Source organism: Apibacter sp. B3935 (assembly GCF_009827705.1).
Classification (GTDB): domain Bacteria; phylum Bacteroidota; class Bacteroidia; order Flavobacteriales; family Weeksellaceae; genus Apibacter.
The window spans coordinates 71,663-88,581 of the sequence record NZ_WINL01000001.1 but is presented as its reverse complement, the minus strand read 5'-3'; the positions used below and the strand labels follow the sequence as shown (position 1 = coordinate 88,581).

At 31.1% G+C, this 16,919-nt stretch carries 11 protein-coding genes; 4 read left to right on the top strand and 7 right to left on the bottom strand.

Features of this window, described 5'->3' with window-relative positions; genetic code table 11:
• Positions 1 to 3: 3 nt before the first annotated feature.
• The 3 genes from GFV00_RS00350 to GFV00_RS00340 form a co-directional block, all read right to left on the bottom strand.
• The gene (locus GFV00_RS00350; protein ID WP_160556767.1) at positions 4 to 2,667 is read right to left on the bottom strand and encodes a DEAD/DEAH box helicase; all 2,664 of its coding nucleotides are present in this window, start codon (positions 2,665 to 2,667) and stop codon (positions 4 to 6) included.
• Positions 2,668 to 2,678: 11 nt separating this feature from the next.
• Positions 2,679 to 4,349, bottom strand: coding sequence for a site-specific DNA-methyltransferase (locus tag GFV00_RS00345; protein WP_160556768.1), 1,671 nt, complete (start codon positions 4,347 to 4,349; stop codon positions 2,679 to 2,681).
• A 578-nt stretch (positions 4,350 to 4,927) separates the two neighbouring features.
• Positions 4,928 to 5,335, bottom strand: a complete 408-nt coding sequence (locus tag GFV00_RS00340; protein ID WP_160556769.1) for a helix-turn-helix domain-containing protein — start codon at positions 5,333 to 5,335, stop codon at positions 4,928 to 4,930.
• Positions 5,336 to 5,480: 145 nt separating this feature from the next.
• Here GFV00_RS00340 and GFV00_RS00335 point away from each other — a divergent pair, with 145 nt between their 5' ends.
• Positions 5,481 to 5,762 carry a hypothetical protein gene (locus GFV00_RS00335; RefSeq protein ID WP_160556770.1) on the top strand — a complete coding sequence of 94 codons (282 nt, stop codon included), beginning with the start codon at positions 5,481 to 5,483 and terminating at the stop codon, positions 5,760 to 5,762.
• Between the two features lie 18 nt (positions 5,763 to 5,780).
• Here the strand turns inward: GFV00_RS00335 and GFV00_RS00330 are convergent, their stop codons facing one another.
• Both GFV00_RS00330 and GFV00_RS00325 read right to left on the bottom strand, forming a co-directional pair.
• Entirely contained in the window at positions 5,781 to 6,068 is a 288-nt protein-coding gene (locus GFV00_RS00330) for a hypothetical protein (protein WP_160543145.1), read from the bottom strand.
• Positions 6,065 to 7,411, bottom strand: coding sequence for an MATE family efflux transporter (locus GFV00_RS00325; protein WP_160556771.1), 1,347 nt, complete (start codon positions 7,409 to 7,411; stop codon positions 6,065 to 6,067). The genes GFV00_RS00330 and GFV00_RS00325 overlap by 4 nt, the downstream gene beginning before the upstream one ends.
• Positions 7,412 to 7,657: 246 nt before the next feature.
• Between GFV00_RS00325 and GFV00_RS00320 the strand changes: the two genes are divergently transcribed.
• The gene (locus tag GFV00_RS00320) at positions 7,658 to 8,653 is read left to right on the top strand and encodes a cation diffusion facilitator family transporter (protein ID WP_160556772.1); all 996 of its coding nucleotides are present in this window, start codon (positions 7,658 to 7,660) and stop codon (positions 8,651 to 8,653) included.
• Between the two features lie 3 nt (positions 8,654 to 8,656).
• Complete coding sequence (locus GFV00_RS00315; RefSeq protein ID WP_160556773.1) at positions 8,657 to 8,971, top strand: hypothetical protein; 315 nt, start codon at positions 8,657 to 8,659, stop codon at positions 8,969 to 8,971.
• Positions 8,972 to 9,056: 85 nt separating this feature from the next.
• Here the strand turns inward: GFV00_RS00315 and GFV00_RS00310 are convergent, their stop codons facing one another.
• Positions 9,057 to 10,256 carry a DegT/DnrJ/EryC1/StrS aminotransferase family protein gene (locus GFV00_RS00310; protein ID WP_160556774.1) on the bottom strand — a complete coding sequence of 400 codons (1,200 nt, stop codon included), beginning with the start codon at positions 10,254 to 10,256 and terminating at the stop codon, positions 9,057 to 9,059.
• A 410-nt stretch (positions 10,257 to 10,666) separates the two neighbouring features.
• Here GFV00_RS00310 and GFV00_RS00305 point away from each other — a divergent pair, with 410 nt between their 5' ends.
• Positions 10,667 to 15,715 carry a T9SS type B sorting domain-containing protein gene (locus tag GFV00_RS00305; protein ID WP_160556775.1) on the top strand — a complete coding sequence of 1,683 codons (5,049 nt, stop codon included), beginning with the start codon at positions 10,667 to 10,669 and terminating at the stop codon, positions 15,713 to 15,715.
• 335 nt (positions 15,716 to 16,050) lie between these two features.
• Here GFV00_RS00305 and GFV00_RS00300 read toward each other — a convergent pair whose 3' ends face one another.
• Complete coding sequence (locus GFV00_RS00300; protein ID WP_255448196.1) at positions 16,051 to 16,896, bottom strand: carboxymuconolactone decarboxylase family protein; 846 nt, start codon at positions 16,894 to 16,896, stop codon at positions 16,051 to 16,053.
• Between the last annotated feature and the right edge of the window lie 23 nt (positions 16,897 to 16,919).

Here is a 16,919-nt window from a genome sequence, read left to right as displayed (position 1 = left end):
TTATTATAAACTTTTTATTACTTCAGTAATTGTTCTGAAAGTATAAGTATCTGGTACTTGAACTGATTCGAAAGCCATAAAATACTTATATTTTTCACCTGCTTTTTCAGCCCATTTTTTACCTAATAAATTTTTATTTTTACTATCTTCATTATTTAAATGATCTCCTTTTACTTCTAATAAAATCAGATTATTCTTTTCGGTACAAATGATAAAATCCGGGTAATGGTTTTTGTTATATCCGTTCAGAAAAAAACCTTTCTTTCGCTCTAAATTCCGATGCCAGAACTTTACATTTTCTAAAGCGGCTACTTCCATAATGAGTTTATGTTCTGACTGATTCATTTTCTCTTCCTGTTCATATAAGGATTTAATGATTGGACTGCTAGGTTCTACCAGGTTTACCTGCTTAGGAAAACTCCAACTTTCTTTAGTGATAATATGGTTGGTATCTAGTAATCGGTTAAAACTTTCCCGGGAATAGACATCGGTTAATTTATTTATTTTTTCTTTTATTTTTGCTATGTATATATATACGTTAGTAACTATATCTCTAATTTGTTCCGTATTGGTAAGATTTTCAAAAATTTTGTTTACATATTTGGTTAAATCCTGCTGAGAGATAGGGCTCTGATCTCCCAGTTTTCTAACTATTAAGCTACTTATCTGTCTTATTTGTCCTTCTTTCGGAGTGTTGAGTATGGCGTTGAGTAACAATTCTTTTCCCCGGGTTACTATTTTTTCCGTTTTAACGGTTCCTGTTCGTTCATCTATATCTGTTTTATAAATATCGGCAGAGATTTTAAAGTCAATCTGTGTATCCTGAGTGGCTAAGACAAATCCTTCTAAAAGACTGTTTTTACTAAGAAAAATTTCATTTTCTTTCAATTCTTTAAAAAGAATTGCATTCAAATCTTCTACTGGAGATTTTTTAAAAAACTGAGGTAATTTCATATTACCGGCAATATATTCTTCATTTATTTTATAGGTTTTCACTGTTCCTCCCATTGCTTGTATAAGATAGGTGTCATCGTCCTCATCGGTAATTGCAAGTTTTTTTTCAAACTCTTTTCCTTCAATTATCGCTTTTTCGGTTATTTGCTGAACAATACTATTATCTGTTACTTTCGAAACAATTCCGTTATCATTTAACGGGATATACTCTATTTTTTCAATTGCAAAATCATCATCTGAAGAGGTGGTTTCCGGTGTATCAACAGAAAGCAATTCCTGCTTTAAAATATCATTGTCTGTAAGCTCTTCTTCTTGTTGGGTATCAGTTGCATAATAATCATCTTTACTAAAGCCGGAATCTTGCAATCCTTTCACAATTTTATCCAGTGTTTCTTTAAATTTAGCAGAAGCCGTAAGAACAAAGGAAAGGTTTAGGAGAGTTTGCGAGTGTTGGGTTACATAGGGTTGACGTAAAATACGCCCTAAAATCTGTTCTACATCTACTGCGGAAGATTTATCTGCCAATGAGGCTAAAATGTAAGCATTGGGACAATCCCAACCTTCTTTTAATGCATTAATGGTAATAATATACCGCACCGGACAATCTTTGGAAGTTAGGTCTATTCCTTTTAGCTCATCTATTCCGCTTACTTTTATTTTGATTTGTTCTTCTGGTATACCTAAGCGAATTAGTTTTTCTTTTATATTCTGAAAAGTAGTATTATCTTTTCCTTTAATATTGGATTGGGCCTGAAATAAAATAATCGGGCGTATGTATTTGCTCTTCCGTTTTTCTTCTTCCAGTGCCTGTAATTCTAATTGTCGTTGTAAATGTAAAGCACTGTTAATCACCTCTTCTTTCCGGTGATGATTGTACACAATTACCGGTAGTTTTACCATGTGCTCTTTTTTCAGCTCTACTGCATTTACAAAACTGATAATATTACTGTTCGATTTGGGGGTCGCTGTTAAATCCAAAACCAAAGAAGGGTTTAAATTATTCAGCATTTCCACGCTTAAATCGCTCTCTGCATTATGACTTTCATCTACTATTACCACGGGATTAAGGCTTCTTATTACATTAATCAGAGCCGTTCTGTCCGTTCCTTCCAATACTACCTCTTCATCAATGATGGTATCTACAAAGGATTCTAAGGCTCCGTTTTCCTGATATATTTTGCGATCTTCCTTGTTGGCTTTATTTATTCGTAAACTGCTAAAATTGAAAACATAAATATTTAATTGTTCCAGTACTGAGGAAGGATTAAAATTGGCTCCCTGCAATAGTTGCTCTTTTCCGTATACCTCTACTCTTCCGTTAAAGAGAGTATTGAGTTTTTCGCGGTACGGATGAGAAGGGTTGGATAAATTACCCACCGTTTGTTGCAACAGGTTAGACCAGGGTACCAGCCAAACCACGGCCTTTGGATTTCCTTTGTTAAAATAAGTGTTAATACTTTTTAAGGCATTACAGGCAATAAAGGTTTTTCCGCCGGAAGTAGGTACTTTTATCGCTATATGAGCCGCTCCGGGAATGGTATCTTTATACGGTCGCATTCCGGTGGTAGAACCGTCTAATTTTACGGTATATTCTCCCAGTTTGTCTTTCCAATACTCATTAAATGCCTGTGCCGGAGAGCTACATTCTTCCAGATAACTTAAATAGTTTTCTAAATCGGTTATTACCTTTTGTTGGTAGGGTTTTAATTCCATACTAATTGTTCTTAAAACCGGGTAATATCCCGGGGTATTTTTTTAAATATAAGGGAATGTTTGTTCATAAAATCGGCATCGAGTAAGCAGTTATCTGCATAAATAATATATTGTTCTGCCTTCGTTTTCAGGGTGCGCAAAAAGTTCTCATCCAATGTGGTAAGCTTTTCTTTATCGTAATAAAAATAATACGCCGTTTGGTATTGTTTTCCTAACAGATAGTTTTCTTCCTGTTTTTGGTAAGGAGTTTTCACCTCGGAATACCAAATATATTCCCTGATTTTATCTTCTCCTACTTCTTCATTTAATATATTTTCTTCTAAGAACAGCGGTTTACCTAGTTCGTAATAAGAAAAATCTCCTCCGGTGCCTTCTACCGCTTTGTTTTCTTCTCCATAGCCGGAAATTACCCGTTTTACCCTTTCGGCGGTAATTCTTTCTGCATAGTCTTCCATTTCTACCAAAATAAACTTGCGGTTGCCTCCGTCTTGTTTATTGAGATTTAAAACGGCATGAGCCGTGGTTCCTGAACCTGCAAAGGAGTCTAAAATAATGGAGTTTTTATCTGTTGATACAGTAAGTATAAATTTTATTAATTCTGATGGCTTAGGAAAATCAAATAATTTCTGTTTAAAAATATCTTTTAATTCATTAGTACCTTGAGTATTTAAAAATTCTTCGAGTAGTGCCTCTGGGTATTTGTTTACAAAATCTATCTCTCGTTCTTTCATATACACTCTTTTTTTTTCAAAATGAACTAAATTACTCCTAAATCTTTCAATAAAAGTATCATAACCCCATCTCCATCTCCCATATTCATTACCTCTTTTTCTAGGTCTATAACATTTATATCCTTTTGCTATTAATTCTAAATCTTCATTCTCATAAACAGTACTTCTTTCCAAATTATAGTCAAATTTTAAGTCTATTTTATTATATTCTTCATTATAATAAATAGAATACCCCATCTTACTTCTTTTTACTAATGTATCATCTCCCCCTTGCATTTCTAGAGCACGAATACTGTAAAATCCAATACTATCTTTTAATTTAAATTTTTTACTATTTTTAATTTGATAAGATCTAAATGTAAAATTATTTTTTTTATACGGTAAAATATAATCTGTAGTTGTTATAATTTTATTATTTCCTGTATCATTTTTTGAACCACTACTTTGCTTACGTGTAATTAATCCTAAATAATTATTCTTTCCAAAAATTTCATCACAGATTAATTTTAGGTTTGCCTGTTCGTTATCGTCAATAGAAATAAAAATAGCCCCATCGTCAGCTAATAATTTATGTAATAGTTTCAACCGGGGATACATCATGCAGAGCCACTTATCGTGCCGGCTTAAGTCTTCGCTTTCCTTACCTACTACCTGCCCCAACCATTTTTTTATTTTAGGGTCGTTTACATTGTCATTATATACCCAGCCTTCGTTCCCGGTATTGTAGGGAGGATCTATATAAATACACTTTATTTTGCCTTCGTACTCTGGAAGTAAACTTTTTAAGGCTTCCAGATTATCGCCGTGTATAATTTTATTTTCGCTGGTTTTCTCTTTCTCTTCTGTTTGTGTACCGTTTGTATAGGTATATTGCTTTTCCAATATCCTAAAGGGTACTTCCTGATGATGATTGATTACTTTCTCTTTTCCTATCCAATGGAGTGTAGGCATTTATCTAATTTTTTATCTAGGGCAAAGATAAAAAATATAGACTTTTGTATACAATATAAATTAACAAATTTATTATATTAATTTTTATTTTTTAATCGATTTTTATTTCTTATTTAATGTATATGAAATAAATTACTGCAAATATTTGTATTTAAAATATTTCTAATTTTTTGTTTAGAGATAGTTATTTATCTTATTTTTAAACTAAAATATTATATCAATGAGCAAAAATTTGGAAAATTATCCGTTAGTATAACTTTAAAAGATAAAAGTAAAGAAGGTTTTATAAATAGAATAAACAAAATATTTAACTATGTTAAATGAAAAAAATAGAATGGAAATTCAATTATTTAAATTATTTTAGAAATAAAAGTAAACAATTTAATAAATATATAATATTCTGTTTAACAATAACTTTCAGAATAAATTTTGTAAAAATTAATAATTAAAAAAATTCATTAACTTATTATAAGAAACAAATATTGCTTATCCAGTCAATATATATTATATGTTTTTTTTATTAATGACTGGATTAATAATAAACCAATATCTTAATTATTTTAGCTGCCTAAAACAAACTATTTATTCAATAATTTCTCAATCAACTCATTTTTTTCTTGAATCATGCGTTCATAGAGCTCTTGCTTTTCTTTGTAAAGATCTTCTTTTTCGGTATACAGTTCAATGATTTTTTCAATAGGATTAAATGTGCATTTATAATGAAAACTTTCAATTGTATTTGCAATAAAATTCAAAGCGCCTTCATCATTGAAATTTTCAATCGCCTCTACGGGAATTTTAAGAATTTGAGCGATTTTTTCAAGAGTTTCTTTTTCAATTTCTTCTTTGGCTTCCAATTTAGATACTCCTGCTTGTGTTATATGTAATTCAACGGCTAAAGCATCTTGTTTAACGCCTAACATTTCGCGCAATCTCTTTATATTTCTTCCGTGATGTACTTTTTTAGAGCTAATATCAGCATTCATGATCTGTTTCGTTTTATCTGTTTACAAAAATATAAAATTATACGAATTAAATAAGATATTCTTCGGTTGTTGTGCGAATTATCATTTTATAATTATTTATCTTATCTAGGTGTCGTTACTTTGCTTGTATAAATATAATTAAAATATGAATCACAAGCCTTATAAACACATACAAGATTTAATCAATGAATTAAAAAAAGATCACGCTAAGCACAGTAAATATGCAGGTATCGGAAGTTATAAACATTTAGGGTTTACTATTCTTTCAATGCTAAATAGTTGTCAAACGCATTTGTTTTCTTTAGAAAATCAAGGTTCAAAGGAAGAAGAAATACGGATTGATATTTATAACCTTTTGGAATTAATAAAAAAGCTTCTTCCACATCTTGAATTTGAATTTTTAGATAAGGTATTAGTCGAAGACTAACGAAATTTAAATATGTAATTATACTTTAAAAATATCTTGAATTAGTTGTTGCACCCTTTGGGTTGAATAATAATACAAAAACATTTTATAGTTAAGCAAATCCATTACCTCAACTTTCCAAATATATTTATTGTACGATTGAATTCTAATCTCCATTGAAGCATCTACAAACAAACCTAAAACGGCATTTTCAATCGAATTTATTTTAGAAAAAATTTCGAGTACTTGCGATTTTAATGCAGGTAAAGCCTCTTCCCTTTTAATAGAAAGTAATTTAGAACTATTTTCTAAATAAAGTAAAATCAATGGTTAAATTTCTTTTTATCTTTCGTAAGAATATGAAAACGCCATAACAACATAACGGCAGCAAATCCTAACCCGATACACAAACCGATCCAGGTTCCCACAGCTCCCAATTTTTGTTGGATGCATAAATAGTATCCTATGGGAATAGCTAAGATAATATACGCTATAAAACAAATAAGTGTCGGAATTTTCACATCTCTCATGGCTCGTAAACAGCCTAAGCTTACCACTTGTATACCGTCAAAAATTTGGAATAAGGCCGTTAAAATCACTAATCGTGAAGCAATAGCAATAACTTCGGTTTTACTTTTATCAAAAAATATTAACGGAAGTTGATCTTTAAAAATGATAAAAAGTATACCGCATATCGTCATAAAACCGACAACCAAATAAATATTTGCCATCCCTGCTTTTTTTAGATCTGCCATATTTTTAACTCCATAATATCCGGCTACTCTAACGGTTGCTGCCACACCAAAACCGGTACATACTTGAAAGGTTATAGAAGCCAAATTGGATGTTACCGAATGGGCGGAAGTATCTAAATAGCTGTGCATTCCTGCAATAAATGCAGCAAGGGCAAACGAACTTATTTCAAATAAAGACTGTAATGAAGAAGGCAACCCTATGGAAATAAGCTTACGAAAATAGGCCGCTTGAAAATTTTTCCATTTAACCCCTTTTAAATAAAATAATGATTTTTTGTTAGTATATAAAACCACTATAATAATACACATCATTAAAATACGCGCTATTAAAGTTGCCGTTGCAGAACCTTGCAATCCCATTTCCGGCAATCCCCAATATCCGTATATCAATCCGAAATTCAAGATTACATTTACAATATTAGATATGATGGTTGCGATGGTAACTAAAATAGTCATGGAAATACCTTCAGAAAATTGTCTGTAAGATTGAAAAATCATTAAAGGCAATAAACTCCATGCGCTTATATTAAGGAAAGTAATTGCGTCGGGAATTACGGATACATCTTGTCCGGCTTTGTACATCAAAGGAGAGCACAACTCTAGTAAAAGAATGACCCCTAAGGCCAAAGATACATTCAAAACCATTCCGTGAGTAAATATTTTTTTCACTCGGTCAGTGTTTCCATTGGCTACGGAAGAAGATATAAGAGGCGACATGGAATAGGAAAACCCTAACAAAAAAACCAAGAAAATGAAAAACAAACTGGTTGCCAATGAGGATGAGGCCACGGCTCTTTCTCCTAAGTTTGCTATAATAATAATATCAATAAAATTCACGGAAACTTGTCCCAATTGAGTAATTACAACAGGTAATGCTAATTTAATATTTGCTTTAAAATGTCCTTTTAAATCCATTTGATTTTATTAGAGCCTGCAAAGATAGTGAATTAACAGAAATTCAATTGCTAAGCTTTCTGAATCTTTATACTAAAAATCCAAAATAATTTAATTTTATAGAATAAAATCTATTGTATCAATGGCATTTTGTATTATATAGAAGCCAACTTTTAAAATTTCAAGAATAATATCAGTATTAATGAAACAAAAGATGTACCTTTGCACTGCCAGGCATTCGCCATTATAAATGTAATACACTAATACATGAATACCCCTGCAAAAGAAAATTATTTTTTTCAGAAAATTGTGGTTATTGTCGGAACAGCTTTATTTATTATTAAAGTTATTGCCTGGCAGCTTACCCATTCCATAGCGATTTTAACGGATACGTTGGAAAGTATTATTAATGTTGCTGCCGGATTATTTTCTTTATACAGCCTTTACCTATCTTCCAAACCCAAAGACAGAGACCATCCCTACGGACATGGCAAAATTGAATTTATTTCGGCCGGGATTGAAGGAAGTCTTATTACTGTAGCCGGTGTGCTGATTATTTACGAATCGATACTTAATATTTTCAACGTTCATGAAATACGCAAACTGGACTTTGGAATTCTTTTAATTGGCGTGACCGGACTGGTTAACTATATTATGGGAGTTGCCGCCATTAAGAAAGGTAAAAAAAATAAATCTTTGGCTTTAATTTCGGGAGGAGAGCATTTAAAATCAGATACGTATTCCACCTTAGGACTTGTACTGGGTCTTTTTGTCATGTATTTTTTTAAAATATACTGGATGGATAGCGTGATAGCCCTGATTTTTGCTTTGATTATTATTTTTACCGGGGTTAAAATTATTCGTAAATCCTATGCGGGAATTATGGATGAAGCCGACGAAGAATTGATCGTTCAATTAGTTGAAACTTTAAATAAGAACAGAAATCCAAATTGGATTGATATTCATAATGTACGGTTTATAAAATACGGAAGCAGCTTACATCTGGACTGTCATTTAACCTTACCCTGGTATTTTAATGTGAGGGAAGCTCATAAAGAATTAGATGCGCTTAAAAAGATAATTATTGATAACTTTGGCAACAGTTTTGAAATGTTTGTTCACGTTGATGATTGTTGTGAATCTATTTCATGCAAAATTTGTACAAAAACCAATTGCCCGTATCGTAAATATCTTTTTGATAAGGAGGTTTTGTGGACAAAAGAAATTATTGAGATTGACAAACGCCATAAATTAGATAAATAAAATATGAGTAAGAAAAAAAATTATTTACGTATTGAAGAAACTATTTTTAAGTCTTTAGGAAAAATTGGATATATCATTATCTTTACTTTAGTATTTTCTCTCGTAATGGTGTTAGTAGATTTTATACTTCATTGTTTTGTAGATAATCATTATACTTCTAAATTCTTATTCTCAGGGGAAATTCCTTTTTCAAATTGGATCAACTTAATGTGGAAAAATTATTCTTTCTCCTTATTTAAAATAGTTTTCTTTGGCGTTATATTTATTATTTTGGGCTTTTATAGAAGCAAAGCTTTAACGAATGAATTTTCTCAATAGATCTAACAATTAAAATTACACTAAAATAAAAAGCTGCTTCCTGATTAGAAAGCAGCTTTTCTATTTATATAAGTATATTCTAATTTTATTTTTTAATTAAAATGCTTGAAACGGCAGATTTTATAATTTCTGCTTTTTTAGCTAATTCTTCATCATTCCACAATAATGAAATAGGAATGGTTACCGTTTTGCTGATAATATCATCTGATTGTGAATAATCTGCATTAGCATAATTTGGTAACAATTCTTTGTGCTCTTTATAAAGAGGGGCTAACGATTTCAGTAATTTCAAATGATCCCATTTTCTGATATAATGCCAATTGTTATCATACCAATAAGCATTGCCAATACCTTTACTGCTTAATTCAAGCGATACTTTTTTTGCTAATTCTTGGCTAGGTAAAAATATACTTAAAAAAGAAGCATTATCTCCCGCTTCATCCGGTATTCGTCTGAAATTAACACCCTCTACTTCCTTCAACGCATCTTTCAATACTTTTTTATTTTTACGTTGTATGGAAAGTATTTGATCTAATTTTTCAAATTGAGCAAGACCTACAGCGGCGTGTAACTCAGAAATTCTGTAATTTAATCCTAAATACGGATGATTTTCGGCGCCTCTATTATTTCCGATATGATCATGTCCGTGATCCGTATATTGATCTGCATGTACATAGTACTCATCCTTATTGGTTACTACGGCTCCTCCTTCTCCACAAGTTACGGTTTTAACAAAGTCAAATGAAAAGCATCCTAAGTCTCCTATAGTTCCCAAATATTTACCTCTATAAGTACCTCCAAATGCTTGACATGCATCTTCAATTAATAATAATTTATATTTTTTTGCCAATTCTTTCAATGCGGAAATATCTGCCATAGCTCCGCACATGTGTACGGGCATAATTACTTTGGTTCGGGAAGATATGGCTTTTTCTACAGCTTTGGGATCTAAGGTTAACGTGTCGTCAATGTCAACCAAAACAGGAATGGCTCCCACGCTTAATACCGCCTCGAAACTGGCCACAAAGGTAAAGGTTGGAAGTATCACTTCATCTCCCGCCCCAACTCCTGCAGCATTCAAAGCCGTTAATAAAGCACTTGTACCACTACTGGTAAGTTGTGCATGACTTACATGCATTCTTTTTTGAATAGCCTGTTCAAACTCTTTTGCCTTCCAATGATTATTCCTTGCGGATTCAAAGTTATAACGCATAAGAATACCACTTTCAATAACATCGTTCAGGTGTTTTTTTTCTTCTTCACCCCAAAGCTCATATCCTGGCATAATAAAACTATTTTTATATTATTTTTTTTGTTAAAAATGTTAAACAAAGGTAACAAATTGACTGAAAAGAATCTTTATAAAAACAAATAAAAAAAAGTTAATACCTGAACTATTTCACTATAGATTATTTACAAATTTTGGAGCTGAACTCACGTTTATAAAGGTAAAAAACATTAATCAAGCTTTTATATTTTCCCTATTAGAAATAAAAAATACCTACTATTATATTAACTCATTTTGTAAAATTATAATATATCTAATTTTATTGCATAAAATTTATTAAATATTTAAACATTATTGATTTTTATTCATAATAATTTATTTTATTTGAAAAAATATTTAAAATTATATAAAATTAAATGTTAATAATTGTTAACTTTGTTAAACTAACATTAACATTAAAAAAATACATGAGCACACAGGCTCCATACCGTTTTTTCATTTTATTATTCTTAGGAATTTTTAATTCAATTCCTGCCCAAATTATGACAACCCCTTCGGTGACGATAAAAGATCATAATAACCTAAAAAGTCCTGTTACCATTGATTGTAATTATAAATTCAACGAAAACCATAAAATTTTACTGAAGGCTGAATATCCGGAACTAAAAAACACGTCTTCCTATGCTGTAACCTCTATTCCTTTTAATCCGGTGGGAACATTCTCTGAAGGTCAAGAAGTTATCATTGACAGTGATGATAAATGGAGTAACGCACAAGAACTCCCTTTTAATTTTTGTTTTTACGGTAATACTTTTAACTCTATTATTTTAGGTGATAACGGAGTCATCTGTTTTGATACCCAATATGCGGGAACAGAATGTCCTTATGCCATTGCAGGATCTATCCCCGATCCTAATTTAATGCATAATACCATATTTGGGGCTTATCATGATATGACCAATGATAGTGATGTATTTGGATGTACTCGTGATTGCGGTAAAATCACCATGTATACGACAGGGATGATTCCTTTCCGAAAAACAATCATAAATTATTATAATATGAATCATTTCGGTTGCGAAAACTCAAAATCGACCGTGCAAATAATACTTTATGAAACTACTAATGTTATCGAAGTCTATGTAAAAGAGAAACCGTTAACTTGTGATATAGGAAATGAAAAAAGAGCACTTATCGGAATCACTAATTCTGATGGATCTGAAGGAGTTTCACCCAATCAAAGAAATACAGGAATCTGGGAAGCCTATCATGAAGCATGGAGATTTGCTCCGCAAGGTACTCCTACTGTTCCTAAAGTTGAATGGAAAGATGCCGATCAAACCCTTCTTCCTTCATCGGAAGTTAATCCGAAAAATTCAACAACTTATTATGTGAACGTATCCTATGCCGGTTGTACTCCGATTACCCTAAATGATGAATTCCGAATTATTTTCGCCTCTGACTTTCCAAAAGTGAAAGATATACAGGTAAATAAATGTTTTGAAGGTATAACCCCAAATGAAGTTATCAATTTAGAAGAATTGATGAAAGAAGCATCTGAATCTACTCCCGATGTCATTACCACTTTACATCAGAATATAGAAGATGCCCATTCAGGACAATATCCTTTGACGGGTTTAAATTCCTATCCGATTACTTCTAATTCAAATTCCTTTTATTTACGAGCTTCAAAGGGTAAAGATTGTTATTCGACCTCGGTGATTACCATTCACATGAAAAGAAAACCCGGCCTAAAAGAAATGGAACCTATTATTATTTGCAGTAATGGTGACCGGGATTCTGAAATAATATATTTAAACAATTATACGAATCAAATAAATGGATATGAAGAATGGATGAACCTTGATTTTTATGATTCCTATGCTAATGCTCTAAACGGAAATCATCCCATTAGTACTCTTTCGCTTTCTTCTGCGGTAACCATTTATGCAAAAGCCAGTAATAAAGACTTTGAAGATTGCTTTTCTATCATTCCTGTAACTTTCAAATTTCAAAAAACGATTGTTTCCAAACCTCAAGAAATTATACTTTGTAATGAAGATTTAAAAGGACGAGAAATTTATAATTTGAGATCCTATGAAGCCTCGATTACGGGATATGATAATCTTACTTTTACTTATTTTACTTCCGAATCTGATGCTTTACAAAATATAAATCCTATAGTAAATCCTAATAATTATTATGTGACCAATGGAGAGAAAATTTTTATAACCATTTCAAGTCCGGGGTATTGCCCTTCTATATCATCGTTAACTTTTACTTTTAAAAATTCTTTAGTAGAAAACTTACATAAATACGTGTGTGATGATAATTCCCAGGATATAAAGGTGAATCTTTTAGACTATTATTATTTAATGAAAAAAGAACACGATATAGAGCTTTATGGAATGTACACTACCTGGCAAGGAGCTATAGATAAAGACAGTATGCTGCTAATTACTGATTTAGAAAATTTTAAAGTTAATTATCCATTTTCAATTATTTATGTTCGTTTTTATGATAAAAAGATCAAATGTGATTTTATTCGAGAAATAAAATTGGAGATTAGAGATAAAATTGAAAAAAGACCATCTTATAATGTTTGCGATATTAATAATTCAGGTAAAGTTAATTTTAACCTAAATACGTTAAGACCTATTTTTCTTGCCGGATATCCACCATCTTCAATCGCATTTTATGAGACATTGGATGACTATAACAATGAAATTAATCCGGTAACTGAAACTATCATCACCGGACCCAAAACCATTTATGTCAAAGTTAATGTTGATGATGGATGCAAATATTTCTATATGATTAATCTCTTTTTAAAATCTTTAGAGGTATCTGAAACACAAAAAATTTCATTATGCGATAGAGGTAATGATGGAATTGAAAATTATTATTTGAACGATTTAATCAATTTTTTAGGCCTAACCGATTACAGTTCTGTTCAATTCTACACGTCTGAACACGATGCTTTCAAAGAAATACATCCGATTTCTGCTATAGAACCCTATCCTATAAGTATAAGTAATAATAAAGTATATGTTAGAACTAATTATGAAAACAGTTGTCCAAGTATTATACCTGTAGAAATACGTTTATTGGAATCGGTAACAGTTCCTGATTTGAAAACTATTGAGGTTTGTGATACAGACAATAGCCATAACAAAATCGTAAATTTAATTCCGGTGATTGCAGAAAGCGGAGTTGATACGAAAAAAATTTCCGTAGATTTTTATTTAACGGCAGAAGGAGCTCAAAATCAAAACAATAATGAAAAAATTTTAGATCCTACTGCATTCGCCTTATACAATACTACTACACTATATGTTCGTTTTACCAACAAAAAATCAAAATGTTGTGAAATAAAGCCTTTAAAAATAAAGTTAAATCCTTTTCCTATTGTTTTAAAATATAACTTGGATATCTGTGACTTTAGTAATGATAATGAGGAAGAAGTAATTTTAAGTGAATTAAACTCTCATATAGTTACCAATCCGCAAAGTTTTACTTTCTCCTATTTTTTAAATGAACAAGATGCATTAAACAACATCAATACTATTATAAAACATATTATAAAAAATTCAACGCAACTATATGTTAAAATCTCTTCAGGTAAAGAATGCCAAATCATTCAAAAATTAGGTTTTACGTTACAATCTTCACCTGTAGTTAAAGATAAAATTGTTGAAATATGCGATAATAATGCCGATGATACGGAAATTGTAGATTTAACCTTATATGAAGAAGATTTAGTTACAACTTCCCGATCAAATTATCAATACTCATATTATACTTCATATGAAAATGCGTATACTGATAAATTTAGTATTTCCAATACAAAAGAATACGTCATTCAACCATTTCCTACTACTATTTATGTAAGAATTACGAATTCTTCAGGATGTTTTTCCATTGCAAAGCTCACTTTTAAAAGTGCAGAAAAAGTGTTAGCTCAAAATAAAAAAATACATATTTGCGATGAGGGATCAGATATGCAAGAATATGTTAATTTAACCAACTATATATCTGATGTTTTAATTACCTCGGGCCAAAATTTAACTATTAATTATTACAAAACCGAGGAAGGAGCTAATAATAGAGACAGCCATACGCTCATAAAAAATCCTGAACGTTATTCTGTTACCTTAGCAAAAGTTTATGTATGGGTACGTATGGATAATTCTTCTACCGGTTGTTATACGGTTAGATATTTAGAAGTTAATTTAGAACCTCTTCCTAAACTTATTAATGCTAAATATTTAGTTTGTGATACAGATTTTGACGATGTATATAAAGTAGATTTAGATGATCTTCGCTATACCGTAATATTTAATCCCGACGGGTATACATTTTCCTATTACCATTCTCAGGAAGATGCTGTTAAAGACATCAATAAGATCAAAAATATACATCAATACACAGTAAAAAGCTTTAATGAAAAAATAGTATTGAAAGCTACCAATAAATACGGGTGCAGTTCAATTAGAACAGTAACCTTGTACACAAAAGATAAAATTAAGGTATCAACTCAATCCATGGAAATTGAAAGTTGTGATGATGACTTTGATGGATTAACATTTTTCAATATCACTACCATGAACTCATCCATAACCAAAGATCCAAAGGCTACTTTTGAATATTTCAGCACTTTAAACGATGCTAAAAACCAAACCAATCCTATTGTAGATCCATATAATTATAAAAATATTGTACCTTTTAAGGACCAAGTATACGTCCGAGTTTCATCTCCCGATTACTGTCCGGCTCTAAGTGTAATAAACCTTAAGGTTTTACCGGTTCCTGTAAGTTCATTACAAAAGAACCTAAAAATATGTCCGAATGGAACTCTTGAACTAGTAGCGGATACAAAAAATCCTGAGGATTTTTACGAATGGAATACCGGAGTAAAAGGATATGATAAACATACAATAACCATATATAAAGCAGGTATTTATACGGTAACCATTACCGGTAAAAACGGTTGTAAGTATACTTATACCACTCATGTAACCGAATATGCTAAAACGAGAATTACAGATTTAAATGAAGGTAATGATTATATAACGGTAATTGCCGAAGGGGATGCTCCTTTGGAATATTCTATGGATAATAAAAATTGGCAATCCCATAATACATTTTATAATCTAAAACCGGGGATATATACTTTCTATGTAAGATCATTGGCAAACGGTTGTTATTCTCCCGAAAAGAAAGGAGTTTTATTTAAGATAAATAATGTGATAACTCCCAATGGAGACAATCTTAATGATGCATGGAGATTATGCGGCTTGGAAAATTTCGACTCACTTCCTTCTCATATCAAAATTTTTGACAGATATGGTAAAGTTGTATTTTCACAAAGTTCTAATTCATGCTTTGTATGGAATGGATATTATTTGGGCAGACCATTACCTACTACTTCCTATTGGTATGTTATTGATATTGCTGACGGAAGACAATTTACAGGATGGATCGTTGTAAGAAACCATAATAATCATGTTGATTAATGAATAAATAGTTCTCATATAAATTTTTATCTTTAAAACACGTACAGGCATATACGTATTCAATTTTTTGAGCAGCGATTATATGTCTGTATTTTTTTATGTTTTAGCTCCGTCTTTACTTATAAAATTTTTTTGAGAAGACTAAGGAATACAAAGTTTAGAGTCGAGGGCATTATAAAAATTTTTGCATTGGTAATTTAAAAGTAAGCCATTCTGAATGAATTAAACAATCAGAAGGCTTAGCGGTTGTTAAGATTAAAATTTAAACTATTATCATTTAAATTTTTAAGACTTGGTGTGTGTAATTAATAAAATATAGCATTTAAAGTGTATTCTTATTTGTTATAAACAACTTCTTTAAGAATATTTATTCCGTTTATAGAAGCAGGAAATCCTGCATAGACTGTCATAAGTAGCATTACCTCTTTGATTTGATCTGGAGTTAAACCTATATTCAATGCTCCTTTTATATGAAAATTTAATTGAGATTGTGCATTTCCCAATGTTGCTAAAGCTGCTATGGTGGCAATTTGTCTATATTTTTTATCTAAATTATCTCTTGAAAAAATATCTCCATATCCATATTCAATAACAAAATTAACCAACTCCGGTGAAATGTCTCGATATGCCTTTTTCAGAATATCTTCTTGCTCTTTCTTCAACATGGCTAAATAATCAGCTCCTAACTTATATCGGTCTGTCTCATTTTTAGAAGCTTTTTTACCTTCTTCATCTTTGATTCCTTTTTCTTTTCTTTCTTTAAGGACCTCTCTAAATGCATTCATTCCATTAATACATTTTGGAAATCCACAATATACCGACATTTGCAAAATAACCTCTTTTATTTCATTTATGGAACAACCTACTTGTAAGGCTCCATGTAAATGGACTTTTAATTGAGGTATGGCTCCCTGTGCCATGAGAGATGAGATGGCCGCTATTTCTTTTGATTTATTATCCAGCGCTTTTAAACTATAGACTTCTCCAAATGAATATTCAATAATAAATCTACTTAATTCCGGTGAAATATCTTTTAAGCTTTCAACAGTTCTGATTCCGGCTTCTCCATCAATTTCTTTTAATTTTTCCCAACCTTTTTGGTAACGTTCTGATTTTTCCATTTGCGCATAACTATTTAATGTTAATATAAATACCACTAATACGGTAAGTAATTTTTTCATTTTGTTTTTAAGCAAAGATACCG